The sequence below is a fragment of the Bacillus timonensis genome (assembly GCF_000285535.1).
Taxonomy (GTDB): domain Bacteria; phylum Bacillota; class Bacilli; order Bacillales; family Bacillaceae_L; genus Ferdinandcohnia; species Ferdinandcohnia timonensis.
Genome location: NZ_HE610986.1, coordinates 383112 through 409135, shown reverse-complemented (window position 1 = coordinate 409135; position 26024 = coordinate 383112). Strand labels below are relative to the sequence as shown.

The following is a 26024-nucleotide window of genomic DNA, read 5'->3' as shown; positions in this document are numbered from 1 at the left end:
ATCCGTTAAACTGCTTCATCATGGCTGTTTTCGCAAACTTTGTGGTTAATGACACAATGGATTTCTGCTGCAGGTGGACGCTTTCCGCTACAATCAATGGTTTATTTCAGCTATTAGCAACAAAGAACCTTTATCCTACAGTTTATTCTTGAGCAAATGCTCTGATCATCCATTTCTTAAATTGTTCATCATCTTCCAATTTGTTTGATTCAGTAACTGTTTAAAAGAACCCATTATCCAATCATTTTGTGATTGCTTATAGGCTATAATTTCCAAAGCGATTCATGAAAAAGAAATTCGACTTATTTTTACAATTGGACAAAATACCTTGTATACATAGAAAGGAGTCAAACATGATGACGGACCACACAAATATAAAGATGACGACTGCAGAACTAGGTGCTTTGTGGAAAATGTATATGTTTGAAACCCTAAACCGTTGTGTGCTGCAGCATTTTTTAGCAACCGTAGAAGATGCAGATATTCAAAAGCTCATTCAAACGAAGCTAGAAGCAAAAGAAAAGCGTATAGAAAAACTAAACTCCTTTTATCATCAAGAAGGAATTCCCAAGCCCCATGGATACACCGACTTGGATGTGAATCTAAAAGCACCTAGACTTTTTACGGATGTATTGATGGCTCAATATATTTACTTTATGGCGAGAGCAGGAGTGGAGCAGTATGAGCTCGGAATGTTCACTTGTCCTCGTTCCGATATACGCAACTATTGTTATGAAAGTTTGCTCTTTTTTGCTGACATTCAAAATAAGATTATGGATGTTCTCTTACAAAAGGGAATCTTTGCTCGTGCACCATTTATACCATACCCAACAAAAGTTGATTTTGTTAAAGAACAGAGTTATTTAACGGGTTGGTTTGGGGAACGACGACCTCTTCACGCCATACAAATCACTCACTTATTTCTAAATATAACGCGTAATGCCTTAGGACAAGAATTAATTACTGGATTTAGCCAAACAGCGAAATCAGATGAAATTCGTAACTATCTGATCAGAGGAAAAAAAGTTACTGTAAAGTTACTAGATATATTTAGCTCAATTTTAAAAGATGATGAAGTACATGTTCCTGCATTTGGAGGATTAGGTGTGACAGAGTCAACAGAAGCGCCGTTCTCAGATAAATTAATGCTAAGCTTAATAAACTTTCTAAATCACTATGCTGTATCTGTTTATGGGTTAGCATTAAGTGAAAGTACAAGAAGGGATTTATTTGTCCATTATACAAAAATCATAGCTCAAATTGGAATATATGCTGAAGATGGAGTCAATTTAATGATTAAATACGGATATATGGAAGAACCTCCAAAAACGCCGGACAGAGGGGAGTTAGCAAGTAAAAAGAATTAGTTACAAATGCCGTTTTTTCTCTAATCAGAAGCAATACCGGTATAAGGGTATTGCTTATCAATTAATCGTTCCCTACAATTAAAAGAATAAATCATATTAAAAATGAACATGGGGAAACGAATCATGAAAATTAATTATTCCATTGTTGACGTGTTTTCAGAGGGGAAATATACGGGAAATCCACTTGCAGTTTTTAAAAACGCCGAGCATGTTTCTGATCGTGAAATGCAGCAAATAGCCAAAGAGATTAATTTTTCCGAAACAACTTTTATCTTATCTGATGTAAAAAAAATAATGGTTTTGATGTACGAATTTTTACGCCGAATGAAGAAGTTCCGTTTGCTGGTCATCCTACATTGGGAACGGCATATATCATTCGAAACGAAATAGAAAAGGAGCATCTGGAAAACCTTTTTCTAAATTTTAAAGCAGGAAAGATACCAGTTTCGTTTGATAATAAGGAAGAAATTCTTTGGATGAAACAAAAGGAACCTACTTTTGGTCAAATGTTAGATAAGAATAGAGTTTCTGATGTTTTAAGCATAGACAGTGAGTTCATTGACGATCGGTATCCAATCCAAGAGGTTTCGACTGGACTGCCAGCTATTATTGTCCCGTTAAAAACGTTAGAGGCAGTAAAGAAAGTAAACATCAATCGGGAAAAATATTTTGCGTTAATTGAACATACGGAAGCAAAGTCCATTCTGGTTTTTTCTCCTGAATCGTATCAGACTGAAAATGATATAAATGTTCGTGACTTTGCTGAATATTATGGAATACCCGAAGACGCAGCAACGGGTAGTTCAAATGGATGTCTAGCTGCTTACCTAGTAAAATACCAATATTTCAATAAAAGAGAGATTAACATTCGGGTGGAACAAGGATATGAAATTGGGAGACCTTCGTTATTATTTTTAAAAGCAGATGAGGAACTTGGGAAAATTAACGTGCATGTAGGAGGTAAAGTTGTAAAAATAGCTCAAGGTGAATGGTATCTTTAAGTTTATTAAAATAAGAGAGTGTAATATGCAGGTAAGTAGTTTTGTTAAGAGGGAGAAATTTAATAGAGTAGGTTGATCACTTGAGCTGATAAATAGACGGAAAGATTTCTCTTATTTCAAAATTATTATTAAAAAAGTCTTATATAGACGGAGAGATTACGCCTATTCACTCGAAACGTTCAAAAATGGGAGACTTTTCACTTCATAATCGGAAAACCTCCCCTTATTTCCCTTATAAAGAGCTTCATTCTGCATTTAACCGGAAACTCTCCGCCTACTATCGATTGTGCGGTACGGAATGGATAGGTGAACAAAACTGGGTTTAGTTCACGCCTTAATTTACATAACTTGATAAATTAAAATACAAAAAAAGCCAACTCAATCTGAGTAGCTTTTGGGTTAATAATGGGTTACCTGTCTTTTTTGTTTTGTGTGGCATTTTGCTTGTTAGTTAATCCAGGCGAATCTTCGATAGAAGGAGCATGGCTTTTATCTATTTTTGTATCCCAGATACTGTACTTAATCGTATTTTTGGGAAGTAGTATTCTCTTCAGGCATATCATTCACCTCCACCTTTATCCTTTGAGTTTCAGGATAAAATATACAGTGAAAATCTAGGGACAAGTAGTTAGATTAATGATTGAATCAAGACTTTATGCTAATGGATTTAAACATTGAAGCATCTTGATTCATAAAAATACGATTTCCATGATAGAACGTCTTTATTTCAGTGGATGTAAATCCAACTTCGGATAATGTTTTTTTCAGTTCTTCATGCGAAAAGCCATTATGAACTTTCGGATGTTGTATATTCTCGTTCTTGTCAAAATCAATAATAATGAGCTTGCCCCCAATATTCAAGATGTTGAACAATTCATGTAAGATTTTTTTAGTGCCCGGAATATGAAGAAGAACTAGTGATAATAAAACGATGTCTGCCTTCAGTCCAGGAGTGTCTTGAGTAAAATCAGAAAAGAGCACTTTTGAGTTAGTTATTCCTCGGTTAGAAATCTTCGCTTGCGCAACCTCCAACATTTGTTTGGAAGAGTCAATGAGTAAAATAGAATTTACTAAATCTGATAATTCCAAACTAACGAGCCCAGTCCCACTCCCATAGTCGATTAACGACTTTGATTTACTATTTTGTAATTCAGGCCTTACTTCCTTCACAATCACTTTTGCTAATTCAATTCTTTCTTCTGTATCATATCGTTTTGCCATTTGCTCAAATACGTTATTTTCCATCATTTACGCTCCAATTTAATAAAAATATAGTTCCATAATGGCCATTATAGCAAAGTCAAACCTAAAAAACTGATTCTCCCTTATTCATTCAAAGTATGCGTAACCCAGAAGAATTCAAACTAGTTCTGGACTGTACCGAGGTTAAAGTCAAATCTGGCTAGAAAAAATATTGTTAAAGAAACAGTAAATTTTAACACCATGTGGAATATATATGGAATGTTTAAGAGAGGAGGAAATACATGTTTAAAACACTAAATGGTTTTTTCGCCTTATGGAATTTTGAATCAGATGCAACTCAAAAGATTCTCAATCAACTTACAGATGAATCCTTGTTCCAAGAGGTAACGCCTCAGAATTGGACATTGGGAAGAGTAGCTTGGCACACTGTAACAGCCATTGGCGTTATCGCTTCACAAACAGATCTTTCCTTTGAGTCACCGAAAGAAGATTATCCTGTCCCAACCTCAGCTACATACATAGCAGAGTGCTATCAAAAAGCAAGTATCGCATTGTGTCAAGCTCTAAAAGAACAGTGGAATGACAAAAAACTTGAAGAAGTACAGGATGTTTTCGGACAGAAGTTTTCTAATTCACAACTCTTATTTTTTATGATCCAACATCAAATTCATCATCGTGGTCAAATGACTATTCTTATGCGACAAGCAGGTTTACCTGTTCCCGGAATTTACGGGCCATCCAAAGAGGAATGGGGGATGATAGGGAGGGAAGCACCTAAGATGTAAGTTGAGTGGAAGGGGATAAGGGTGCCTTTTCGCCCCATCCATATTTTCAATAGTAGCGTTAATCCAGTTCCTAGGGATTAGCGCTACTTTTTTGTAGATAGCTCCTTATGACTTTACGTAACTTTTATACAAATTTACATTCTATTAACCTATTTTACATGGTACCAAGTTATTCTAAAGAAAAGCGTAAGGAGGGAATAACTTGAAGGTAGAACTTCATTGTCATACAAATATTTCCGATTGCCCACTCTCGATTGAGGAAGTCATTTCATTAGCGATTCAGGAAAGTGTTACACATTTAGCCGTTACAAACCATGATACCACTCAAGGGCTTCAGCACGCAGTTAAGGTTGGTAAGAGCAGCGGAATTGAAATCATCCCAGGTATTGAAGTTTCAGGCTATGATTTCGAACGTGGCAGACGAGTACATATATTGGGATATTATATTGAACCAGGACATAAAGCGATTGAGTCCGTTTGCCAGCCATTAATTGAACAAAGACATTTGGCATCGAAGGAAATGGTTGAGCGCCTTATCGCAGCAGGCTATGAAATTACATGGGAACGCTGCTTAGAAATATCTCGAGGAGGCACGGGTGTGTATAAGCAGCATATCATGCAAGCCTTAATTGAAGCGAACTATACGGATTCAATATACGGTCCCCTTTATAATAAGCTTTTTAATCGGGGACAAAATGGAGAGGAACCAGGCATTGCTTTTATTCCGATGAAATATATAGATGCTAAAGTGGCGATACAAATTATTCGTGATGCAGGTGGAGTACCCGTGCTTGCTCATCCAGGGCAGTATGGAAATTTTGAGATGGTCCCGGAATTAGTTGAAGCGGGACTACAGGGAATTGAAGTGTGGCATCCTCTCCATCAGAAAGTGCATGAGGAAAGGGCAACAATGCTAGCAGCCGTTTATAATCTTATTAAAACAGGTGGTTCTGATTTCCATGGATCCTACGGAGAAAAGCTTGTACGACTAGGTAGTAAAAGTCCTGGTGTTGAAACAATTGCAGCTATTCAGAGTAGAAGAAAGCAAGGTTTACCATCTGAGGTGACACCACACAATTAAATAATTTGAAGTTTCGTTGGTTTTGAAAGGAGCAATCTAGATGTTTGAAAAAACGGTACTGGTTGACAAACTGATTTTGGATATTCGTCAGGGGAATTATAAGCCGAATGACAAGCTTCCGTCAGAGAATGAGCTAGCAGACCAGTATAAAGTGCCAAGAATGGTTGTCCGGAAAGCTTATGAACGCTTGCAGGAGCTTGGTTATATTTTTTCAAAGCAAGGAAAAGGAAGCTATGTTCAAAATCAAAAGCTCCAAATCCCGCTTATCTTAACAGGAGATGTTAGCTTTAGCGAAAAAATGAGAGAGCTTAAATATGATTATGAAACAATCAATCTTTCTTGCGAACAAATAGTCTATGATTCCTCTATTTACCACGCTTTACAAGTATGTGAGGGAGATTCGGTATTTAAAATTAGTAGGTTACGCATTGTTGAGGATTGCCCAATTGCGGTGCACACTTCTTACTTGGCTCAATCGGTGTTCGAAAATATCAATCGGGATGGAAGTGGGATTACTTCTATTTTTCAATATTATCGTAACCAAGGCTATTCTGATTTTAAGCCGGGTAGAAGTCAATTAAGTGTCATGTTTCCAAATGAACGGGAGCGGGAGGTATTAAAGTGTCCAAGCCTTGTACCACTATTGCTCGTGGAATCCGGTTGTGGTGACAGGAAGACCGGTACAATGCTTGAATATTCAAAGATTATTTATAGAAGTGATTGTTTCACTTATGTGATATAGAAAAGAGTATGGTCACCGTATGGTGGCTTTTTTTATTTGGTTCGGACACCCTTTACAAAAACAAAACAAACTTCACCTTTCTTTTACGTGCACTCACTTGGCAACAAGGTAGATTAATAGGTGTAGAAGAAAGAAAGGTGGTGGCCTTTAAATGAAGAGAAGACGAAGAACAGAAATTTTAATCAATGGCTCGCGTGACCTGGTAGAGGCTTTCGCAAAGTCTATTCAAAATCACTATGAGGTGAATGTGATTCAAGAGCCAGAGAATAGCTTAGTTATGGTAAAGATGCGTGAAACGTCAAAGAAAAGCTTGTTTTATCCAGGTGAGGTATTTGTGACCGAGTCCAAGGTACAGATTCTTAACAAGATTGGAATTGGTATTGTAGCGGGCGATCAACCCGAGCTTGCTTATCAGCTTGCCATTATTGATGCAGCCTTTGTAGCAGGACTTCCAGAAACAAAAGAATGGATTGATAGGCTTTTGGAGGAGGAGAAAATGATTCTAAAACAGCAAGAATCTGTTAATCACTCCATTTTAAAAACAAAAGTAAACTTTGAAACGATGGATTTATAGGAGGTAGAGAAAATGAAGCTTGATCTCGTTCATGATCTTCAAGCTGTGTACCGAAAAATGGTTGATTCCACCTCAAGGCCAGGACTTATTTCGAATCTCCAAAAAGAGGCGGAACTCCTTGAAGCTGATATTCAAACAGACTGCACAGCATCACTCATAGTAGTGGCACTTACACTACTTGATCAAGAAGTGTCCTTTAAGGTTGTTTCTGAAAATGAAGAAACGGTTTCTGCAATCATTCATCAATATACATATGCAAAGCCTGCTAACATCGAACAGGCTGATTATATTTTCGTACTAAAGGATGCAAAAGCTAGCATCTTATCAGATGTTCTCACAAAAGCAAAGCCCGGTACATTAAGAAATCCACAGCACTCTGCGACGGTCTTCATTGAAGCGGAGGAAGTACGTAGCGGTGGTTCACTGCTATTAAAAGGACCTGGTATTCAGTCAACCGTGTCAGTTGAAATTGTCACACAGGGTGATTGGATTGAAGTTCGTCAAGAAAAGAATAAAGAATATCCACTCGGCATTGATTTGATGTTTGTTGATGGAGCACATCAGCTCTTATCATTGCCGCGAACTACACAAATTACCGAAAATAGGGTGATGATTTAATGGGATATGTAGCAGTTAAGGGTGGAACGCAGGCAATTGAAGAATCGATTAAGCGTCTTACCTATGAAAGAACACAAAAAGGGCTAACGATGGAAGTCGAAAAAATCAAAGCTGGCATGCGCGGTTTAATTGACCAGGTAATGTCTGAAAGCAGTCTATACGATGAGACATTAGCAGCCTTGGCAATCAAGCAAGCAGAAGGAAATCCGGAAGAAGCAGTGTTTTTATTAAGGGCATTTCGCTCAACTATTCCACGTAAGCACTATTCGAGAGTCATTGAGTCTGAAGAAATGAAGATTGAGAGAAGAATTTCTGCAAGTTTTAAAGACATTCCAGGTGGTCAAATCCTTGGGGCAACGACTGACTATACTCACCGTCTACTCGATTTCAAATTAATGAAGGAAACCGATTGTAGCATTCAAGAATGGTTGGAGGAGTATGAACAGGAAAACAAGCAAAAACATGAGGAGAATGCACAACTTAAATTGCCAAAGGTACTTGATTACTTACGCAAGGAAGGCTTGATACCTCCTTGTGAAAACAATGACAAAGAGCCAGACGACGTAACGCGAGAAAGCCTAGCCTTTCCATCGAGTCGAAGCGAGCGGCTGCAAATCTTAACGAGAGGTGAAACTGGGGCGGTAACCTCGTTAGCATATGCGGTCATTAGGGGGTATGGGGCTTTACATCCGACGGTTGGTGAACTCCGTGTGGGTAGGCTACCGGTAACAATTGATCATCCAATCCATCCAGAGAATGAGGACGATGCATTTTATATTGGGGAAATCAAGGTAACCGAAGCAGAAATGCTTATGCCGGTAACGGTAGAAAAAGAATATGGGAAAAAGGAAATCGAGTTTGAGATTGGGTATGGACTTTGCTTTGGTCAGAATGAAACAAAGGCAATCGCAATGGGCATTTTAGACAACAGTCTCGAGCATCCAAACCTTGAGTTTCCAAGTCATAATGAGGAGTTTGTTTTATTCCATATTGATTCTGTCGAATCGACAGGCTTTATTTCCCATTTGAAAATGCCTCATTATGTCACGTTCCAATCCAAGCTTGATAGCGTGAGGAAAACGAAGCAAAAGGAAAGGGAAGAGGTGAGAAGTTGATGAATGTTACATACAATTTCGCATTCTTTGATGAAGGGTCAAAACGAGAAATCAGAAGAGCCACCCTAAAGGCAATTGCCGTCCCTGGTTACCAGGTTCCATTTGCATCAAGGGAAATGCCGATTGGTCGTGGTTGGGGAACGGGAGGTTTGCAGCTGACATTATCGCTAATCGGAAAATCGGATGTACTAAAAGTCATTGACCAGGGTTCGGATGAATCAGTAAATGCCGTCAATATCAAAAAACTCGTGACGGACACAACTGGTGTGAAGACGACAGAACATACAAAGGAAGCGACCCTTATTCAATCGAGACATAGAATCCCAGAGGTTCCACTGAACAAGGATCAAATTCTAGTTTTACAGGTACCGCTCCCAGAACCGCTTCGCTACTATGAGCCGAGTGAAACAGAAACGAAAAAACTTCATGCAGAAAAAGAATACAGTGGTGCTTGGCTTATGCTGTTTGAACAGATTATGAAATACGGAAGTATGACAACAGACGCGGATCACCCAGTCCTTGTCCATGATCGGTATGTAATGGCACCAAGTCCCATTCCACGTTTTGATAATCCGAAAATGAATGATAGTGAAGCACTCATTTTATTAGGGGCTGGCCGTGAAAAGAAGGTGTATGCTGTCCCACCATATACAAAGGTTGTTTCGTTGGACTTTGAGGACTATCCGTTTCAACTAGAGTCCTTTTATGGGAAGCATTGTAGACTATGTGGATCAACCGATGTTTTCTTAGATGAACTAGTTGATGAAGTGACGAATGAAACAGTGTATCAATGTAATGATACTAGCTATTGTCTTGAAAAACTAAACGAACCAGTTGGAGTGAAATAAATGGCTGAATTTGAAATGCCGGTATTATCGGTACGACATTTAAATAAACAATATGGTCCTGGCTGTGTGCACTGTCAAGCCACTGATTCCCCATCTTTGGTGAAAAACTACTGTCAAATATGCGGTACCGTGTATGCGTGCCGTGATGTTTCGTTTGATGTTTTTCCCGGAGAAGTGCTTGGTATAGTCGGAGAAAGCGGTAGCGGGAAGTCGACATTAATGCAATGCCTGTACTTTGACCAGGATGTAACAAGTGGCGAGGCTTATATTGCCGATTATGAACATGGTGAGAGGAACTTATTTGAAGAGTCTTCCCAGCAACAGCGTTATATTCGCAATCATATGATGGGCAAGGTGTATCAAAATCCAATCCTTGGATTGAAAATGAATTTTTCTTCCATTGGTAATATTGCGGAGAAATTAATTGCCGCTGGCAGTTATCATGTCGGCATGATGGAAGAGAGGGGAACAGAGCTTCTTGATAAGGTGAATATTCCGATACACCGCCGGAAGGAAGAACCGAAGAAGTTTTCTGGGGGAATGCAGCAGCGTGTCCAAATCGCGAAAGCTTTGTCCAATAATCCCCCGTTGCTTTTATTAGATGAGGTTACGACAGGGTTGGATTTATCTGTCCAAGCAAGTGTCCTTGATTTAATTAAAGGTTTGCAACGTGAACTGAACATTAGTATTGTGCTCGTTTCACATGATTTAGGTGTGGTTCGGATGCTAGCTGACCGAACGATGGTAATGCTCGAAGGTAGAGTGATTGAGCAAGGGTTAACCGATCAAATTCTCGAGGACCCACAGCATGCGTATACTCAACAGCTGGTTCACTCCTTGCTGTAATCGAGATTAATCGCATTCCGTTAAAAAAGATATTTCCATTCATACACGAGGAGGAAGTAGTTTGTTTGTTATTACAAATGGAAGACTAATCACAGAAGACGCAATATTGCATGGCTATGACCTTTTTATCAAAGAGGATCGAATTGAGAGAATCGCACCAAAGGGTGAGATTAAATTTGAGGAGCAAATGGAAATTATTGATGCAGCTGGAGGGTATGTAACGCCCGGTTTTATTGATATTCATTCTGATTACATTGAGCATATGGCAGCACCAAGACCGACTTCACTTATGAATTTTGATTTGAGTCTACGAGAAACAGAGAAAGAACTGATTTCACACGGCATTACAACGATGTTCCACTCCCTTTCTTTATATAAAGGGTCGGATTACTCCTATAAACCAATACGGGAACCTGAGAATGTCCAGAAATTAATTGATCTCATTGACGATACGCATAACACGAAACACCTCGTACGCCATAGGTTCCATGCAAGATATGAGATTGATAATGTGGAAGACATTGAAAATCTAAAAAACTACATAAAAGAGGATAAAGTGCATTTGGTGTCTTTTATGGACCACACACCCGGACAGGGCCAATACCGCCATTTGGAAATTTGGCGTAATACGGTGAGAAGTTATAACAATATGAGTGACGCTTCTATTGATGTGCTGATTAAAAAGCATGAAACGAAGGAGAAGCTGTCAATGGAGGATATACAGGAAATTGCAGAGCTTGCGCACGAGCATCATATCGCAGTAGCGTCTCATGATGATGATTCGATTGAAAAGCTTGAGCTCGTCAAAAGCTTTGGAACAACAATTAGTGAATTCCCCATAACGATGGAGGTTGCACGCCGGGCAAAGGAACTTGGAATGTACACAATTGCGGGTGCGCCTAACGTACTTCTTGGAGGCTCCCATAGTGGGAATTTAGGGGCTGCTGAAGCCATCCAAAATGAGGTTATTGATATTTTGTGCAGTGATTATTACCCTGCAGCCATGCTCCATTCGATTTTTGCATTAGTGGAACAATACGACCAAAGCTTGGTGGAGATGGTTAAGCTCATCACCATTAATCCAGCAAAGGCGGTCAAAATGGAACATGAAATCGGCTCTATTTGTGAAGGGAAAAAGGCAGATATACTAATCATTGAAAAAATCACAGATGAATTCCCAGTAATCACAAGTGTCTTTGTCGACGGGAAGCTGATTCAGAAGACGAATTATCGTATGTAAAGTGGTAGCAATAACTATAGAAAGCAGGTGGTCAGATGGAGACGCTTCTAGAGATTAGAGATTTAACTAAATCCTTTCATCTTTATCATGTGGGAAAACATATCCGTGCGGTTGAAAATGTAGGGATTCAACTGAAAGAAGGAGAGTTTGTTGGAATTACAGGTAAAAGTGGTAGTGGAAAGTCAACAATTTTAAAATGCATCTACGGGACCTATCGGATTGAACAGGGAAGCATTTTCTATCACTCGAAAAGGTTTGGTCCGATAAACCTAGCAGAAGCATCAAATCGACAAATGCTGTATTTACGCAAGCATGAAATTGGCTATGTCTCGCAATTTTTAAATGTCATGCCAAGGACAACTGCAAGACAGTTGGTGAAGCAGGCTATTCTTGAAATGGGGAACGACCATGATAGGGCGGAGAGGGAAACGGAAAACATTCTTTCCCATTTTGAATTAGATCCTGAGTTATGGGATAGCTACCCAACCACTTTTTCGGGTGGTGAAAAGCTACGCCTAAACATTGCGCGTGCGATGGTCAAGAAACCACGGCTTCTGTTATTAGATGAGCCGACTGCCAGCCTTGATCACGAATCAAAAATCAAGGTAAAGCTTTTGATTGAGCAGTTAATGAAAGAGGGAACAACAATGCTTGGAATCTTTCATGATCTTGAGTTTATGAATGATCTATGTGACCGCGAATATAACATGCAAAATGGCGTTTTTTCTCCCGTAGCTACATCCAGTTCCAGCGCCTAGCCACTCGAGGTCATAAGCCAATCCGTCAATGCTTGTCGGACTTGCGCATTTGTTCTTTTACGAAATCTTAATAAACTCTAAGACTCTATTAACGGTAGCTTTATATTAAGAAGCTATAGTAATCAGCAAGAGATGTTTTTAAAAAATCAAAATAGTGTGAGGAGATTTTACATGAAGAAGACTTTGTTGTTTTTAGTAGCTGTAGCAATGGTAGTTGTGTTTGCGGGTTGTTCATCTTCTGCAAGTACGAAAGATACGTTAACAATTGCTTGGCTTCCAAATGAATCTGGAGCAGATCTAACAGAAGCACGTGATGAAATTGGTAAAGTGATTGAAGAGAAAACGGGTAAAAAAGTAGAGCACCAAACAACAACTGATTACATCGTAGCGATTGAAGCAATCGCAAATGGAAATGCAGATATAGCTTTCTTAGGAGCTCAAGGCTACATTGAAGCACACAACAAAAATGACAAGGTTCTTCCACTTGTTGTTCCAACAGGTGAATCTGGAACACTTGAGGACGCCATTTACTATAGCTGGTTGTCTGTTGAAAAAGACAATGCAGAAGAATATAAAAATGGCGATGAGTTTGGAATTGATAATATTCTAGGAAAAAAATTCTCATTCGTTTCAAACAGCTCCACATCAGGATTTAAAGTACCTTCAGCTGGAATTGTTAGTTATTTTACCGAGAAAGATGAGTTCAAAGATTTAACAGCAGAGGATTTACTTGAAGGTGGTAGCGACAACTTCTTTAGTGAAGTATTATATGGCGGTTCTCATCAAGGATCAGCTGTTAACCTTTTATCGGGTAAAGCTGATGTAGCAGCATTCTGTGATACATGCGTAAACAACTATGTGGAGTTAGTTGACGGTGAAGAAAATAGACCAGGTGCTGTCTACCGCGTTAAAGATGACGCAGCAGAGCCATTTAACACGGTTACGGGGGAAGAATTTTCTCTTATCTCTGTTACTCCAGTTTTAAATGCACCATTTGTAATTAACACAGAAACAATTGATGAAGAACTTCAAAAACAGCTTCTTGAAATCATGACATCTGATGACATTACAAATAACGAGAAAGTATTTGTACCAGAGGATTCTGAGTTCTCGGGTCTATTTAAGAAAACAGCAGATGAGCGTTTAGTAGAAGTAGATGATGCTTGGTTTAATCCAATTCGCGAGCTTTCTAAGTAGGAATCCGGAGAATACTGAATAAGGAGAGGTTAGCAATGACAGCCTTACTGCAAGTAAATCAAGTATCTAAACAATTCGGCAGTGATACAAAGGCATTATCAGATGTTACCTTCTCCGTAAAAGAGGGAGAGTTTGTTTCAATCATTGGTCCGTCTGGAGCAGGGAAATCAACTCTCCTTCGCTGTATCAATCGTATGATTGATGCATCAAGCGGGGAAATCATGTTTGATAATCAAAATGTATTGAAACTAAGAAAGAAAGAGCTAAAGGTTGTTCGTACACAGATTGGAATGATATTTCAACATTATAATCTGGTTAATCGCTTGAGTGTAATAGAAAATACATTGCATGGCAATCTAGGGAAAAAATCAACGATTGCAGGTGTTCTCGGTATCTACACCCAGGAAGAAAAGGTGCAAGCAAATCATATTTTATCTGTACTCGGCCTTGAAGATTTCATATACAAACGGGCTGATCAGCTTAGCGGTGGTCAGAAACAGCGTGTCGGCATTGCCCGTGCTTTAATTCAAAATCCGAAAATGATGCTCTGTGACGAGCCAATTGCTTCTCTTGATCCTAACTCAGCGAAGACAATTATGGATCATTTGAAAAATATTTCAACAACAATGGGCATTACCGTTCTAGTCAACCTCCACCAAGTTGATGTTGCGTTAAAGTATTCTGATAGAATTATTGGGATTAACAGTGGCAAGGTTGTCTTTGAAGGTACTCCTGAAACCATCACAAAAGGAGACATCCAGTTGATTTACGGATCAGAAGCGGATGAGTTAATTTTTGATTTAGGAGGCATCCATGCAAGCTAATTATTTTGCTAAGAAGAGACGAAATTCATTTTCATTTCTCTTGATTTTAGGTGTTGTCACAATCTTGGCTATTTTGATTACGGAGTACAATATTGTAAAAGGCTTTACTTCTCTTCCGAAGGCAGTAGAGTGGGCATTTGGAAATTTTTATCCGACACTCGATTCTTTGTCAAAACTTCCTGATATTCTAGACAAGCTAATCGAAACCATTCTCGTTTCAGTTGCTGCTACAACTGTAGGCGCTGCATTTGCTATCCTGTTTGCGATAATGGGTTCAAACACGACGAAAGTAAATCTGTTTTTTGGAAGCATCAGTCGAGGGGTTGCTACCGTTTTTCGTAATATTGATGTGGCTGCGTGGGCAATGATTCTCCTCTTTTCGTTTGGACAAAGCTCATTGACTGGGTACTTTGCCTTGTTTTTTGGTTCGTTCGGGTTTTTAACGAGAGCGTTTGTCGAAACGATTGATGAGGTTAGTGGAGGTTCAGTTGAAGCATTACGTGCCACCGGGGCCAGTTATTTTTCAATCATCTTCCAATCTGTCGTACCGTCAAGTCTACCACAAATGATAAGCTGGGTATTATTTATGATTGAGACGAATATCCGAAGTGCAACATTAATTGGCTTATTAACTGGTTCGGGAATCGGATTTACGTTTAATTTGTACTATAAAAGCCTGAACTATGATATTGCATCGCTTGTGGTTATTGTCATTGCGATTGCAATTCTATCGATTGAGACCATCTCAAATTATGTAAGGCGGGTGATTCTGTAATGGAGATAAACGAACAAATCGAAAAGGTATCAACACCGTCAAAAAGTCTGCAGAGCACCTACCAACAAAAGCAATTTAAAACCAAAACAATGACAAAATCAACGATTGTAACAAGGATGACGCTTTTGGCGCTGGCTCTGTTAACGGTTTACGCATTTATTAGCTTTGATTATAAGGAGCTAAATTTTATACAGGCTGTCCAGGATACGCTTGTGAATTTGAAATCAATGTTTTTGGAGCCACATTTTAACCATTTCACCTTTTCACATGCGTTCCATCAAGTCTTTGTGACACTTGGGTTAGCCTTTCTCACAACTTTATTCGGCGCGATTATTGCTGTACTTCTAGGATTACTTGCTGCAGAAAATTTAACGTCTAAGCGAGTATCTTCGATTATTAAGAGTGCAGTCGCAATTATCCGTGCGATTCCGACTGTATTATGGGTTTTAATTTTTGCAGTAGCAGCTGGACTAGGAAGTGTTGCAGCCGTCATTGGAATGACTTTTCACTCTGTCAGCTACTTAGTAAAAGCTTATTCAGAGTCGTTTGAGGAACTAGACAAAGGGGTAATCGAAGCTCTTCAAGCAAGTGGAGCAAGCTGGTGGCAGATTATTTTCCAAGCTGTGATTCCATCCTCCCTCACATATATGATTTCCTGGACATTCCTCCGTTTTGAAATTAACTTTGCCGTCGCTGTTGCCATGGGAGCCGCAGCAGGTGCTGGAGGAATTGGTTTTGATATGTTTATGGCAAGTAATTTCTACCTTGATATTAGAGAAATTGGTACAATCACCTACTTCATCCTAGCAGTTGCCATTCTTCTTGAAGTGATTTCAACAAAATTCAAAAAGCATTTAAAGGTAGGAAACTAATAGTAGAGCATGCAGAGGAGGAGAATCTGCATGCTTTCTTGTTGCTTTTTCTTAGTGACAGTAAAACCAGAGCCGAGTCTAAAAGAAATAAACGATTAATATAATGAATGAAAGTTACTTATTATTGAGATATCCAAGAAGGATTACTACTATATATTGTGGAACTTATTACATAAGAGAAAAAGTGAGAAGGTGAAAGTGTGGTTAAAGATAGAAATGAGATTTGGGAATGGATAAAAGCCATCTTCATTGCAATCGTAATAGCGTTTATCGTTCGTATGTTTTTCTTTACTCCTGCTGTTGTTGAAGGTGCCTCGATGCAGCCTACTTTGCAAGACCAAAATCGAATGATTGTAACAAAAATAGGTGAGCCGAAACGATTCGATCTTGTGGTATTTCATGCAACAGAGGAAAAGGACTATATTAAAAGAGTTATTGGTTTGCCGGGAGATCGTATTGAGTATAAAGATGATACTTTGTACATCAATGGAAAACCATATGATGAGCCTTATTTAGACAAAGGTAAAAAAGAGGTCATTGATGGTCCGCTAACTTATTCATTTACATTAATGGAAACCCCAGTGGGAGGCGATGTAGTTCCAGAAGGGCATTTATTTGTAATAGGAGATAATCGGCGAAATAGTATGGACAGTCGTCATATCGGCGCAATCCCTATGGATAAAGTAGTTGGAACTACAAATATCGTTATTTGGCCTATTACAGAAATCAAAATAATTGATAAGTAACTTCAAATTCAGGTGCGTCCATCCAAGCAGGAATAGCACCTTTTTTATTTGTTGTTCCGGTATTTGAAACCTTCTTCTTTTCATTTCGTATACACAAGAAAGATGAACGATAGGAGAAGTGTTGGTGGAAGCAATCTATACCATTCTAGAAAATTTATTTGGTGCTATAGCTCATGTTTTGGATAAAAAAAAGGAAAAACGCAATAAAAAACGTACGGGGTGAAAAAAATGTTAGCAAAAATTAAAGCACTACCTGAGAAAAAGGCATTCTTAATTGGCCTTTCGATAATCGTAATGAGCCCATTATTATTATTTCTATTTTCGTTTTCCTTTTCATTAGGTAATTGGATGACGATGATGATCCAAGGCATTATCTGGGGCTTTGCTATCTTATTTATACTAAGTGCTGCTGATAAAAGGCATTCACGGGTGAAGTAAGCAAAATCTATTTGAATTATTTTTCAGCACACCAATAAAAAGTTCAAGGAAATAGCATTTCAATTAGTACGTGTTACGCTACTTGATTTGGCCTCTCCTCTGCTTCGGCGATAAACTTTATGTTATCTGAACACTACGTTAACCTGGCTTTAATATTCAGATGATATGATTGGTTTATCAACGAATGAGGAGGCATTTTACATGAATGTGCGTGCAATATTTATTGATATGGATGGTACACTGCTAACGGCTTCAAACAATATTTCTCAACGAAATTTAGAGGCTATTTATAGGCTGATGAATCAGGGAGTCAAAGTGTTTCTAGCCACTGGTCGACACTATGAAGTAACTGTTCCCTATCATAAAGAAATTGGATTGCGAACTCCGATGATCTGTTTGAACGGTGCTGCTATACACGATGCATTGACGGGCAGAGCGTTACAAATGAGAACTCTCCAATTAAATGAAGAGCGATTTCATCATCTAACAACAGAAATTCCTTGTAATGTTTTAGTTCACACAGCAAATGGACTATATTGTAAGGAAAAAGATGATGAAATTGAGTATTGGACAAACGTTGGGCAAAATCCGCCACGATATATTGGGGATTTGCGACAAGCTAACTATCAAGATGTTCTTAAATATAGTGTTCGCACAGGCACAGCAAATCCTGAGTTATCTGCTTTATTTAAACAAGAAGCAGAAGTCATTGATTGGAATGACGGATTCGAGTTAGTTGCTCCAAACGTTTCTAAATGGTCCGCGATAAAAAGCTTACTTCACGCATACCGAATTAACCCAAAAGAAGTCGTAGCTATTGGTGATGGGCCAAATGATATCGAGATGCTTCGTCGTGTAGGTACAGGTGTGGCAATGGGAAATGCAAGTAAAGAAGTAAAAACAGCAGCTGATTTTGTTACAGGGCACCACCAAAATGACGGATTAGCTGATTTTATTGAACGTTATCTGTATAAACCTTATGAACCGTTTGCTCTGTAATGAAAGTTGAATGGTACTGTGATTACTATATTTAGCTATTTTTACACAGATAAAAACTAAATACACAATACATTCGACCATATAAGTAAGATTTTTTATATGGTTTTTTCATTTTTACTAACAAACAAAGATTTGTGATTGTCAGGCTTACTAGGTCATATCGTTTCCTTCCAGATGTTCCTGTTTTTTTATAAAAAATGAAAAGGAGAATATGAATGGGAGAATTCCATAGTACGCATTTTACACTTGAAAAAGTTAGTTCATATGTTTATGCTGCAGTTGCAAAAAAAGGCAGTGGTTCGGTAGCGAATGCAGGCTTTGTCAATCTCGGCGATCAGCTACTTATTTTCGATACATTTAATACACAACAGGCATCAGCAGATTTAAAAAAGATTGCAGAAAAAATAACAAATCAGTCAGTAACATGGGTTATTAATAGTCATTGGCACGGTGACCATATTCGTGGCAACCAAACATTCAAGGAAAGCAAAATTATCTCCAGTGAAGTTACTTATTCAAAAATGAGAGGGTTTCATCCTTCTAGAATTAGCAAACAGAAAAACGACCTCCAAGGTCTATCTACTTATATTCAATCATTAGAAAAACAAGGAAATCTCAAATTAAATGACCAGCTACATTTTTTACGAGAAATCGAAAAATCATTACCAACGCTCGAGCTTGTTTTACCCAATCAAACCTTTAGAAGAAATCATACATTCAGTGGAACAGCATGTCGTGCAAAGCTATTCACTTTAGGTGGAGGTCATTCTTTTTGTGATGCTTGTCTTTATATCCCAGAAGAAAAAGTGATATTCATGGGAGATTTATTATTTGTTAATGGTCATCCTACATTTTTCGAAGAATCAAATCCTAACCAATGGATTCAGATATTGAGAGAAGTTGAACGTTTAGATTTTAACGTGGCAATACCAGGACATGGTTCTATAGGCACAAAGCAAGACATCTCCAATTTAATCGATTACATAGCAGAAATTACTACCGTAGTAAGTGAAAATGAAAGTTTAGAAGAAATTGAGATACCATCTAAATATAAAAATTGGGGCTCACCTGAAGTTTATCATCAAAATATAAAAGTACTTTATGAAATGAGGAAAAGCTAAAACGGCGATGTTTAAAAAATAGGGTTAGCAATCAAACCAACCCAATCAAAAGGTAAATCGCCGTTCCCCAGATAAACAAGGCAGAACATTTGTTAAAGACCTTCATTAAAGTACCTTTTCCATCTAACTTTTTCATGACTGCACCTGCTAGGGTTAATCCAAAGAACCACATCCATGAAACGAGAATACAAGCGGCAGTAAATAACATTTGTTCTGTTCCCACATATTTTAACGCACTTGTCCCAATTACACCGACGATATCTAAAATGGCGTGAGGATTTAATAATGAAACGGATGAAGCAAACATGATTTGTTGGCGGATTGGCAATGCTTTGTTCGTTTCATTTGTAGTTGGTACAGACCGCCAGATTGCAAATCCCATGTAAACTAAAAACAGGATTCCAGCACTCATCAGAGCAATCCGGAGCCATCCAAATTGTAGAACAATAGCGGATAAACCAAATACAGCCAAAAGAATTAAAAGTGTATCACATATACCAGCTGTTATCGTTGCAGGAAATGCCCGAAGTAGTTTTGGCTGTGTAGCCCCTTGTGAAAAAACAAAGACATTCTGGACGCCTAAAGGCAAAATCAGTCCGAATGCTAAGACGATTCCATGTAGTATCGCTTCCAAATCACTCAACTCCTATTCTATACTATCGTACTATGAGTCTATAAAATTACAAGAATCTAGGGAGAATTTTTTACATCGTGCTATTTTCAAAGAACGGACATCAATTCAAGAAATAATAAAGTGCCTCGCGTGATTTAGATTTTTCAACAAATAAGCTACTTATATTAACAATCAAATAAAAACGAGAAAGCGTGCACCTTCCATCATGTTTTTTTCGTACAATATGTTTTTAAAACATGATTATGGTACTCTTGAGTAAGCTATTAATAAAAGCTAGTATATAGTTTTGGACATCAGTAGGAAGGAAGACAACATGGATAAACGTATTTACTTTTTAATGATCATCTCCTTTATCATAGGATTAGTTGAATTAATTATTAGTGGGATATTAGATTTAATTGCAGAGGATTTACAAGTAAGTATAGGACAAGCCGGTTTGCTGATTACTGTTTTTGCTGTCATATTTGCAGTCGCATCGCCAATTTTACTTGTCATGACAGCTAAAATAGAGAGAAAACGCCTAACATTAATTTGCTTATACATCTTTTTAATGGGGTGTATTGTAACAGTGTTTGCACCTGCTTTTTCCATTTTGTTTATCGGAAGAATTATTTTGGCGTTAAGTGGGGCACTGTTAATCATATTGTGTTTAGTGATGGCACCTAGCTTAGTAGGCGAACAGTATAAAGGTAGGGCAATTGGAATCGTGTCTGTGGGCGTAAGTGCTTCGTTAGTTCTAGGGGTACCGCTCGGGCTAATCATTGGAGATCGTTTTGGCTGGAGGGCACCATTCGTACTCATAACTGTATTGACAGCTTTATCAATTATTGGCGTTCATATATTAATGGGAAAAATACAACCAAAACCTCAAATTCCATTGAGGCAGCAGCTTCAAGCATTTAAAAATCACAAAATTACATTAGGGCTAACAACAACATTTCTCTATATGACAGGTCATACGATTATGTATGCCTATTTTAAACCTTATTTAGAAGCAACCACTGATTTTAATGCTACATGGGTTAGTATCATTTATTTCATTTTTGGATTTTCAGCTGTATGTGGTGGAGGACTTGGTGGTGTAATGGCAGATTTACTGGGCTCAAGAAAAACAATGGTTATTTCCCTTATCATTTTTAGTGGTGTATTTTTTATTTTTCCATATACAACAGAATTCTTCGCACTATTTCTTGCACTCATCGTGATATGGGGGATACTCAGTTGGGCAATTTCACCGGCCATGCAATCCTATTTGATAGAAATAGCGCCTGAAACATCGGAAATTCAACAAAGCTTGAATAATTCAGCCCTACATTTAGGTGTTGCTGTTGGATCGGTAATTGGAGCTGGGATAGTCGATACTATTTCAATCGAAGTAAATCCATTTGCAAGCGGAATATTCATCCTCTTATCGTTCATTGCTGTCGTCATTTCTGTAAGAAGTAAAACAAATACGTATAAAACAAGGAGCGCAACTTGAGTTTACTAAGTTGCGCTCTTTTTTTTAGGCTCTTTTCTAAAAGATTGTTGCCATTGGATAAAATAAAACTATTGATTGAAGCGGAAGGTGGCGACTCCTCGAAAAAGCATACGCATTTTCTTCGTGCGTGGGTTATTTCAAGGAAGCTATTCAGTGTCCTGCGGGAAAAGCGTGAGACTTGAGACCCCACAGGAGCGATTAGCGACGAGGAGGCTCAAGCCACGCCCGCGGAAAGCGTCCACCTGAAGTGGAAATCAAATGTTGTCAAAAACAACAAAGTTTGCGAAAACAGCCATTTTTATGTGACTAGACCTGAATCACTAATCGTTAATCTTTTTCATTTTCTAGAAGGATTTTCCAAAAGGATAGGAGAATAGGTTATGAAAACCAATAATAGGGGGAAGGATTTTGATTCAAGAAGCACTACATGACGTTTATCGCTATCGGAATGATGTAAATGAAGGTAATATCGAAAAGATAAATGCTTGGATATCGGATGATTTTATCGGCTATTTTGGTTACTACCCAGATAAGGAATTTGAAATTTATCGAGCGGAATCTTATAAACAGGATAACATTGAAACCTTAAAGGGCTATGAAGGAAAAAGTCCATATTGGAAGTACACCGATTTAACTCATCATCTAAGGAAGCCTGATGAGATTATCTTATCTTCAATTGTTGAATTTTACTTTTTAGAGGAGAAAGTTGCATCCGCTTTAGCAATGGAAGTATTCAAAAAAGAGTCTGGCGGATGGAAGTTATATAGGCAGCATATGGAAGGATATTAAAAAGACTAAAGAGAAAACAAGGTTATTAGATAATATAAATAAAAGATTATAAGGGGAAAACAGATGAATAAGGTGGTACTTATAGGCTCAGGTGGATCAGGGAAATCCACACTAGCAAGACAATTAGGTAAAAAGTTAAATATAAAAGTCTATCACCTTGATGCACTTTTTTGGAAGCCTAATTGGGTTGGGGTTCCAAAGGCTGAACAAAGAAAAGTTCAGAAAGAAATGGTGAAAAAATCGGAATGGATTATTGATGGAAATTACGGCGGTACCATGGAAATACGACTTAATGCGGCAGATACTATTATTTTTTTAGATACACATAGAACAATCTGTGCCTACCGTGCCATCAAAAGAATATTACAGTACCGAAATAGGACAAGGCCAGATATGGCAGAAGGGTGCATAGAAAGAGTTAATTTGGACTTTTTTAAGTGGATTTGGAGTTATCCAAAAAAGAAAAGACCAGAAATAGTAAAGAGGCTCAATCAATTGTCTAGGGAAAAACAAGTAATCATTTTAAAATCTCCGAAAGAAGTAAAACAGTTTTTAGAAAAGGTCAAATAATGCTATTTTCCATAAAAGGTGGTTTGTAAATGTTCCATGTTAATGTTGAGGGAGCAGTTAATAGGGAAGGCAAATGGTTAATTATTGAACGTAGTTTAAAAGAAGGTCATGCTGGTGGTCTACTGTCTCTGGTAGGCGGAACCGTAGAAAAAGGTATTTCTACAAATCTTTTAGAGAGAAATTTAAGGAGAGAACTGTTCGAAGAAGTAGGAGTGATGGTAAAAGAAAAGATGGACTATGTAAGAAACACCTCATTCAAATTAGAGGATGGGAGCGAAGTAATTGATATCGTTTTCTTATGTGAGTTCAAAGAAGGTGAACCTTTTGCTAAAAGCCCAGATGAAGTTGATTCAGTATATTGGATGACGACTGAAGACATAGTTAACCATCCCAAAGCTCCGATTTGGTTAATTGATAGTATAAAGGAAGCTGAGGCACTTCTTATAGGATTATAAATTTAACTAACATTCATGTATCTAGATCTGTAATTTGGGAGGATTGATGTGAGCAGTAGTATTTTAAAAAATCGTTCATTTGTCTTTATTTGGGTTGGGAATGCGATTTCTGAATTAGGTGGCGCTTTTGGTACGTTTAGTAATTCTATTCTTATCTATCAGCTTACCAATTCCACAATGGCATTAGGAAGTATGTGGCTACTCTATTTTATACCTTCACTTATCCTTCAATTGTTCATAGGTCCATTTATTGATAGGTGGAGTAGAAAGTGGACCATGATATTTTCTCAATGGATGCGAGGGTTAATATTCCTAGTTCCGCTTGCTGCATTAGGATTAGGGAATCTCGAACCTTGGCATATTTATGCAGTTCAAATCATTGTTGGTTTAATTACTCCAATCTATACACCTGCTAATCAAGCAATAACACCAACTATTGTTTCCAAAGATCAATTAAGTACGGCGAATGCCTATAGAGATGGAACAGTTCGATTAATGACATTCCTTGCTCCGATAATGGGGGGATTTGTTGTTGAGTATTTAGGTGTCACCTATACACTCATTTTTGTTAGTGCCGTTCTTTTCATAAGTGGAATACTATTACTATTTATTCAAGAAACAAGGGTTTCTCACAATGTACGAAGGACGTGGGTTGAACAATTTGTAGATGGAATATCCTATTTTTTTAAACAACCAATTATCGTTTGGTTAGGTATTTTTTTAGCTTTTGTTCAGTTTGGAGTAGGAGTAACGATGGTCATTACACTTCCTTATGTAACAGATGAATTATCGGGGAGCATTACTGAGTATGGATATTTTATGGCAAGTTTCCCATTAGGGTATGTAATTGGTTCACTGATTGTTGGAAAATTCACCTATAAAAGTCGTAGAGTAATAATGTTAGGCGCTTTAGTAATAGGGGGTCTGACATTTATTTCGTTAGGTATGAATCACAGTATCATTTTTGCACTTTTTACCGAGGTTATTGCAGGAATCGCTATGGCATTTTTTAGTGTGCAAAATATAACGATATTTCAGCAAACGGTGCCAGACCACTTAATGGGAAAAGTGTCCTCAGTTCGGCTATTTATCATTAGAGGTGCAATGCCATTAGGAGTTTTCGTTGGTAGTTTTTTAGGCGAAATCTGGGGAATACGTCCTATGTACTTTTTGATAGGTTCAGTTATTTGTACGATGTCTTTATTAGGGATTTTTCTGCCATACTTCAGGTTTATTGATGCCAATATTGAGGAAAAATCCCTACCTAACTAAGGTTTCATACTTTCTTCCAGTATGGGTACGAATCTTTGATATTGGCTTAGTAAGGATAGCAATATGCACAAGGTATCCTCCTATTTTTATTGAATTATCTAATATGAATTTTAAGGACGGAGTTATCTATGAAATTCAAAAATATAAACATTATAAAGCTTATGGAACATTATCGTGTACCGGGTTTAAGCGTTTCATTAATTGAAAAAGGTCAAATCAGTGCCATAAAAAACTATGGCGTCCTAGAATCAGGGAGTGCCGAAAATGTGGCGGATAATACTATTTTTAGTGCTTGTTCAATCAGTAAGTTTGTAACTGGAATGTTGGTAATAAAACTAACTGAACTAGCCCTCCTTGATTTAGATGAGAATGTGAACATCAAATTACAATCTTGGAAAGTAGCTGAAAATAAATACACAAAAAAGAAAAAGGTTACTTTAAGAAACTTGCTCAGCCATCAATCCGGAATTATAGATCCTGATGGTAGTTTCGCAGAACTAAAAACAAGCAAAGATACACCTTCAATGGTTGCTCTTTTAGAGGGAAGAACACCTTATTGCAACGAACCAATTGAAGTAAAATATGAACCTGAAAGTGAATTTCATTATTCTGATGCAGGCTTTTGCATGATCCAGCAACTTATAGAAGACGTTACTAAAAAGCCATTCAAGCAGGTTGTGAACGAGCTTCTATTCAAACCATTGAAGATGGGAAATAGCTTTTTTGTTACACATACCTCAGATGTTGGTAGTGGAAACTTTTCTAGCGGACATAACAAAAATGGTCAAATAGTAAATGGAACCTATCCGGTCTATCCTTATCCAGCGGCTTCGGGATTATGGACAACCACTTCAGATCTTGCCCATTTAGTCTTGGAATTAATGAATGCTTTAAAAGGTGATTGTAAAGTTGGCATTTCTAGGGGCGCAGCAAAGGAAATGATAAGCCCTCAAAAAGATAAAAGTTGGAGCGGATTAGGAGTTTTTTTAAACGGGATAGAAACAGAACTTGAAATTTCCTCACTTGGATGGGGCGTAGGGTTCCAATGTATGATGGTGGCATTTCCTCAAAGAGAGATCGGTGTGGTGATAATGACAAACGCTGAATTAGGTGTTCACCAAATGGAAGGGATTATCGGTGATATATACCAATCCCTTGAAATATAACCTTATGGTTAAACTGGAGGTATGGAAAAAATGAAAATAATTTCGATTAAAGAAAATCCAACATATATGAAAAGGGCTATAATATATTTTCAAAGCAAATGGGCAAATGAACAAAGTATGAAGGTGTATGAAGACTGTATTGAACATTGTATAATGAGCCAGAATCCATTGCCTCAATGGTACCTCTTGATAGATAATGAAAAAATAATTGGCTGCGCAGGACTAATTACAAATGACTTTATTAGCAGGATGGATTTGTACCCTTGGGTGTGTGCTGTCTACATAGAAGAGGAATATCGAGGAAATGATTATGGGTCTCTTCTGTTAGAACAGGCAAAACGGGATGCTCAAGCAGGTGGCTTTTCTAACCTCTACCTATGTACAGATCATATTGGACTCTATGAAAAATACGGGTTTACCCATATTGGTACAGGTTATCACCCTTGGGGAGCGAGCTCTCGCATTTACGCAATAGATTTATAAATCTTCAGACTCACAAGAAGGGGCG

The 26024-nt window shown here is 38.0% G+C and carries 28 protein-coding genes and 1 pseudogene; 27 read left to right on the top strand and 2 right to left on the bottom strand.

The features are described from left to right. Positions 1–353: 353 nt before the first annotated feature. Together BTHG_RS10735 and BTHG_RS24690 are read left to right on the top strand one after the other, a co-directional pair. The gene (locus BTHG_RS10735; protein WP_187370778.1) at positions 354–1367 is read left to right on the top strand and encodes a DUF3231 family protein; all 1014 of its coding nucleotides are present in this window, start codon (positions 354–356) and stop codon (positions 1365–1367) included. A gap of 120 nt (positions 1368–1487) precedes the next feature. After that, a pseudogene (locus BTHG_RS24690) lies at positions 1488–2368 on the top strand (PhzF family phenazine biosynthesis protein). Positions 2369–3013: 645 nt separating this feature from the next. Here the strand turns inward: BTHG_RS24690 and BTHG_RS10720 are convergent. Then, positions 3014–3613 carry a class I SAM-dependent methyltransferase gene (locus BTHG_RS10720; protein WP_010676744.1) on the bottom strand — a complete coding sequence of 200 codons (600 nt, stop codon included), beginning with the start codon at positions 3611–3613 and terminating at the stop codon, positions 3014–3016. Between the two features lie 239 nt (positions 3614–3852). On the opposite strand from BTHG_RS10720, the gene BTHG_RS10715 reads away from it, so the two are divergent. From BTHG_RS10715 to BTHG_RS10625, 18 genes are all read left to right on the top strand, one after another. Then, positions 3853–4356, top strand: a complete 504-nt coding sequence (locus tag BTHG_RS10715) for a DinB family protein (protein ID WP_010676743.1) — start codon at positions 3853–3855, stop codon at positions 4354–4356. A gap of 202 nt (positions 4357–4558) precedes the next feature. Next, positions 4559–5437, top strand: coding sequence for a PHP domain-containing protein (locus tag BTHG_RS10710; RefSeq protein ID WP_010676742.1), 879 nt, complete (start codon positions 4559–4561; stop codon positions 5435–5437). 40 nt (positions 5438–5477) lie between these two features. Beyond that, positions 5478–6179: a GntR family transcriptional regulator gene (locus BTHG_RS10705; protein ID WP_010676741.1), complete on the top strand. Its 702-nt coding sequence runs from the start codon at positions 5478–5480 to the stop codon at positions 6177–6179. A 151-nt stretch (positions 6180–6330) separates the two neighbouring features. Further along, on the top strand, positions 6331–6753 hold the full coding sequence (phnG, locus tag BTHG_RS10700; RefSeq protein ID WP_010676740.1) for a phosphonate C-P lyase system protein PhnG: 423 nt from the start codon (positions 6331–6333) through the stop codon (positions 6751–6753). Positions 6754–6765: 12 nt separating this feature from the next. After that, entirely contained in the window at positions 6766–7371 is a 606-nt protein-coding gene (phnH, locus tag BTHG_RS10695) for a phosphonate C-P lyase system protein PhnH (RefSeq protein WP_010676739.1), read from the top strand. Then, entirely contained in the window at positions 7371–8486 is a 1116-nt protein-coding gene (locus BTHG_RS10690; RefSeq protein WP_010676738.1) for a carbon-phosphorus lyase complex subunit PhnI, read from the top strand. Before phnH ends, BTHG_RS10690 begins: the two co-directional genes overlap by 1 nt. Next, positions 8486–9334 (top strand): alpha-D-ribose 1-methylphosphonate 5-phosphate C-P-lyase PhnJ, encoded by an 849-nt coding sequence (locus tag BTHG_RS10685; RefSeq protein ID WP_010676737.1) that lies wholly within the window; start codon positions 8486–8488, stop codon positions 9332–9334. The genes BTHG_RS10690 and BTHG_RS10685 overlap by 1 nt, the downstream gene beginning before the upstream one ends. Then, complete coding sequence (locus BTHG_RS10680; RefSeq protein ID WP_010676736.1) at positions 9335–10180, top strand: ATP-binding cassette domain-containing protein; 846 nt, start codon at positions 9335–9337, stop codon at positions 10178–10180. It begins immediately after the preceding gene. A gap of 61 nt (positions 10181–10241) precedes the next feature. Next, positions 10242–11420 carry a phosphonate metabolism protein PhnM gene (gene phnM, locus BTHG_RS10675; protein WP_010676735.1) on the top strand — a complete coding sequence of 393 codons (1179 nt, stop codon included), beginning with the start codon at positions 10242–10244 and terminating at the stop codon, positions 11418–11420. Positions 11421–11455: 35 nt separating this feature from the next. Continuing rightward, the gene (locus BTHG_RS10670; protein ID WP_010676734.1) at positions 11456–12178 is read left to right on the top strand and encodes a phosphonate C-P lyase system protein PhnL; all 723 of its coding nucleotides are present in this window, start codon (positions 11456–11458) and stop codon (positions 12176–12178) included. 171 nt (positions 12179–12349) lie between these two features. Further along, positions 12350–13375: a phosphate/phosphite/phosphonate ABC transporter substrate-binding protein gene (gene phnD, locus BTHG_RS10665; protein ID WP_010676733.1), complete on the top strand. Its 1026-nt coding sequence runs from the start codon at positions 12350–12352 to the stop codon at positions 13373–13375. Between the two features lie 35 nt (positions 13376–13410). Continuing rightward, positions 13411–14199 carry a phosphonate ABC transporter ATP-binding protein gene (gene phnC, locus BTHG_RS10660; protein ID WP_010676732.1) on the top strand — a complete coding sequence of 263 codons (789 nt, stop codon included), beginning with the start codon at positions 13411–13413 and terminating at the stop codon, positions 14197–14199. After that, entirely contained in the window at positions 14189–14974 is a 786-nt protein-coding gene (locus tag BTHG_RS10655) for a PhnE/PtxC family ABC transporter permease (RefSeq protein WP_010676731.1), read from the top strand. Before phnC ends, BTHG_RS10655 begins: the two co-directional genes overlap by 11 nt. Next, positions 14974–15846, top strand: coding sequence for a PhnE/PtxC family ABC transporter permease (locus BTHG_RS10650; RefSeq protein ID WP_010676730.1), 873 nt, complete (start codon positions 14974–14976; stop codon positions 15844–15846). The genes BTHG_RS10655 and BTHG_RS10650 overlap by 1 nt, the downstream gene beginning before the upstream one ends. Before the next feature lie 200 nt (positions 15847–16046). Further along, a complete protein-coding gene (gene lepB / locus BTHG_RS10645) occupies positions 16047–16592 on the top strand; it encodes a signal peptidase I (RefSeq protein WP_010676729.1) in 546 nt (181 codons plus the stop codon). Between the two features lie 228 nt (positions 16593–16820). Continuing rightward, positions 16821–17030, top strand: coding sequence for a hypothetical protein (locus BTHG_RS10635; protein WP_010676728.1), 210 nt, complete (start codon positions 16821–16823; stop codon positions 17028–17030). A gap of 201 nt (positions 17031–17231) precedes the next feature. Next, complete coding sequence (locus BTHG_RS10630; RefSeq protein ID WP_010676727.1) at positions 17232–18029, top strand: Cof-type HAD-IIB family hydrolase; 798 nt, start codon at positions 17232–17234, stop codon at positions 18027–18029. A 215-nt stretch (positions 18030–18244) separates the two neighbouring features. Further along, on the top strand, positions 18245–19150 hold the full coding sequence (locus BTHG_RS10625) for an MBL fold metallo-hydrolase (protein ID WP_010676726.1): 906 nt from the start codon (positions 18245–18247) through the stop codon (positions 19148–19150). Between the two features lie 31 nt (positions 19151–19181). Here the strand turns inward: BTHG_RS10625 and BTHG_RS10620 are convergent, their stop codons facing one another. Next, complete coding sequence (locus BTHG_RS10620; RefSeq protein ID WP_010676725.1) at positions 19182–19784, bottom strand: LysE/ArgO family amino acid transporter; 603 nt, start codon at positions 19782–19784, stop codon at positions 19182–19184. 313 nt (positions 19785–20097) lie between these two features. Between BTHG_RS10620 and BTHG_RS10615 the strand changes: the two genes are divergently transcribed. From BTHG_RS10615 to BTHG_RS10585, 7 genes are all read left to right on the top strand, one after another. Next, complete coding sequence (locus BTHG_RS10615) at positions 20098–21264, top strand: MFS transporter (protein WP_010676724.1); 1167 nt, start codon at positions 20098–20100, stop codon at positions 21262–21264. A gap of 408 nt (positions 21265–21672) precedes the next feature. Beyond that, positions 21673–22053 (top strand): hypothetical protein, encoded by a 381-nt coding sequence (locus BTHG_RS10610; protein ID WP_010676723.1) that lies wholly within the window; start codon positions 21673–21675, stop codon positions 22051–22053. Between the two features lie 63 nt (positions 22054–22116). Then, positions 22117–22623 (top strand): DNA topology modulation protein, encoded by a 507-nt coding sequence (locus BTHG_RS10605; protein ID WP_010676722.1) that lies wholly within the window; start codon positions 22117–22119, stop codon positions 22621–22623. Between the two features lie 29 nt (positions 22624–22652). After that, a complete protein-coding gene (locus BTHG_RS10600; RefSeq protein ID WP_010676721.1) occupies positions 22653–23078 on the top strand; it encodes an NUDIX hydrolase in 426 nt (141 codons plus the stop codon). Between the two features lie 48 nt (positions 23079–23126). Beyond that, positions 23127–24350, top strand: coding sequence for an MFS transporter (locus tag BTHG_RS10595; protein WP_010676720.1), 1224 nt, complete (start codon positions 23127–23129; stop codon positions 24348–24350). A 128-nt stretch (positions 24351–24478) separates the two neighbouring features. Next, a complete protein-coding gene (locus BTHG_RS10590; RefSeq protein ID WP_010676719.1) occupies positions 24479–25516 on the top strand; it encodes a serine hydrolase domain-containing protein in 1038 nt (345 codons plus the stop codon). 21 nt (positions 25517–25537) lie between these two features. Beyond that, positions 25538–25999 (top strand): GNAT family N-acetyltransferase, encoded by a 462-nt coding sequence (locus tag BTHG_RS10585; protein WP_232284450.1) that lies wholly within the window; start codon positions 25538–25540, stop codon positions 25997–25999. Positions 26000–26024: the final 25 nt, after the last annotated feature.

What these genes read in the sequence shown, in the direction of transcription:
- BTHG_RS10590 (WP_010676719.1), top strand. Translation starts at nt 24,479, where the DNA reads ATGAAATTCAAAAATATAAACATTATAAAGCTTATGGAACATTATCGT.
- BTHG_RS10630 (WP_010676727.1), top strand. Translation starts at nt 17,232, where the DNA reads ATGAATGTGCGTGCAATATTTATTGATATGGATGGTACACTGCTAACG.
- BTHG_RS10705 (WP_010676741.1), top strand. Translation starts at nt 5,478, where the DNA reads ATGTTTGAAAAAACGGTACTGGTTGACAAACTGATTTTGGATATTCGT.
- BTHG_RS10615 (WP_010676724.1), top strand. Translation starts at nt 20,098, where the DNA reads ATGGATAAACGTATTTACTTTTTAATGATCATCTCCTTTATCATAGGA.
- BTHG_RS10685 (WP_010676737.1), top strand. Translation starts at nt 8,486, where the DNA reads ATGAATGTTACATACAATTTCGCATTCTTTGATGAAGGGTCAAAACGA.
- phnD (WP_010676733.1), top strand. Translation starts at nt 12,350, where the DNA reads ATGAAGAAGACTTTGTTGTTTTTAGTAGCTGTAGCAATGGTAGTTGTG.
- BTHG_RS10635 (WP_010676728.1), top strand. Translation starts at nt 16,821, where the DNA reads ATGTTAGCAAAAATTAAAGCACTACCTGAGAAAAAGGCATTCTTAATT.
- phnG (WP_010676740.1), top strand. Translation starts at nt 6,331, where the DNA reads ATGAAGAGAAGACGAAGAACAGAAATTTTAATCAATGGCTCGCGTGAC.
- BTHG_RS10655 (WP_010676731.1), top strand. Translation starts at nt 14,189, where the DNA reads ATGCAAGCTAATTATTTTGCTAAGAAGAGACGAAATTCATTTTCATTT.
- phnH (WP_010676739.1), top strand. Translation starts at nt 6,766, where the DNA reads ATGAAGCTTGATCTCGTTCATGATCTTCAAGCTGTGTACCGAAAAATG.
- BTHG_RS10680 (WP_010676736.1), top strand. Translation starts at nt 9,335, where the DNA reads ATGGCTGAATTTGAAATGCCGGTATTATCGGTACGACATTTAAATAAA.
- BTHG_RS10670 (WP_010676734.1), top strand. Translation starts at nt 11,456, where the DNA reads ATGGAGACGCTTCTAGAGATTAGAGATTTAACTAAATCCTTTCATCTT.
- BTHG_RS10720 (WP_010676744.1), bottom strand. Translation starts at nt 3,613, where the DNA reads ATGGAAAATAACGTATTTGAGCAAATGGCAAAACGATATGATACAGAA.
- BTHG_RS10690 (WP_010676738.1), top strand. Translation starts at nt 7,371, where the DNA reads ATGGGATATGTAGCAGTTAAGGGTGGAACGCAGGCAATTGAAGAATCG.
- BTHG_RS10715 (WP_010676743.1), top strand. Translation starts at nt 3,853, where the DNA reads ATGTTTAAAACACTAAATGGTTTTTTCGCCTTATGGAATTTTGAATCA.
- BTHG_RS10650 (WP_010676730.1), top strand. Translation starts at nt 14,974, where the DNA reads ATGGAGATAAACGAACAAATCGAAAAGGTATCAACACCGTCAAAAAGT.
- BTHG_RS10585 (WP_232284450.1), top strand. Translation starts at nt 25,538, where the DNA reads ATGGAAAAAATGAAAATAATTTCGATTAAAGAAAATCCAACATATATG.
- BTHG_RS10605 (WP_010676722.1), top strand. Translation starts at nt 22,117, where the DNA reads ATGAATAAGGTGGTACTTATAGGCTCAGGTGGATCAGGGAAATCCACA.
- phnC (WP_010676732.1), top strand. Translation starts at nt 13,411, where the DNA reads ATGACAGCCTTACTGCAAGTAAATCAAGTATCTAAACAATTCGGCAGT.
- BTHG_RS10625 (WP_010676726.1), top strand. Translation starts at nt 18,245, where the DNA reads ATGGGAGAATTCCATAGTACGCATTTTACACTTGAAAAAGTTAGTTCA.
- BTHG_RS10735 (WP_187370778.1), top strand. Translation starts at nt 354, where the DNA reads ATGATGACGGACCACACAAATATAAAGATGACGACTGCAGAACTAGGT.
- BTHG_RS10600 (WP_010676721.1), top strand. Translation starts at nt 22,653, where the DNA reads ATGTTCCATGTTAATGTTGAGGGAGCAGTTAATAGGGAAGGCAAATGG.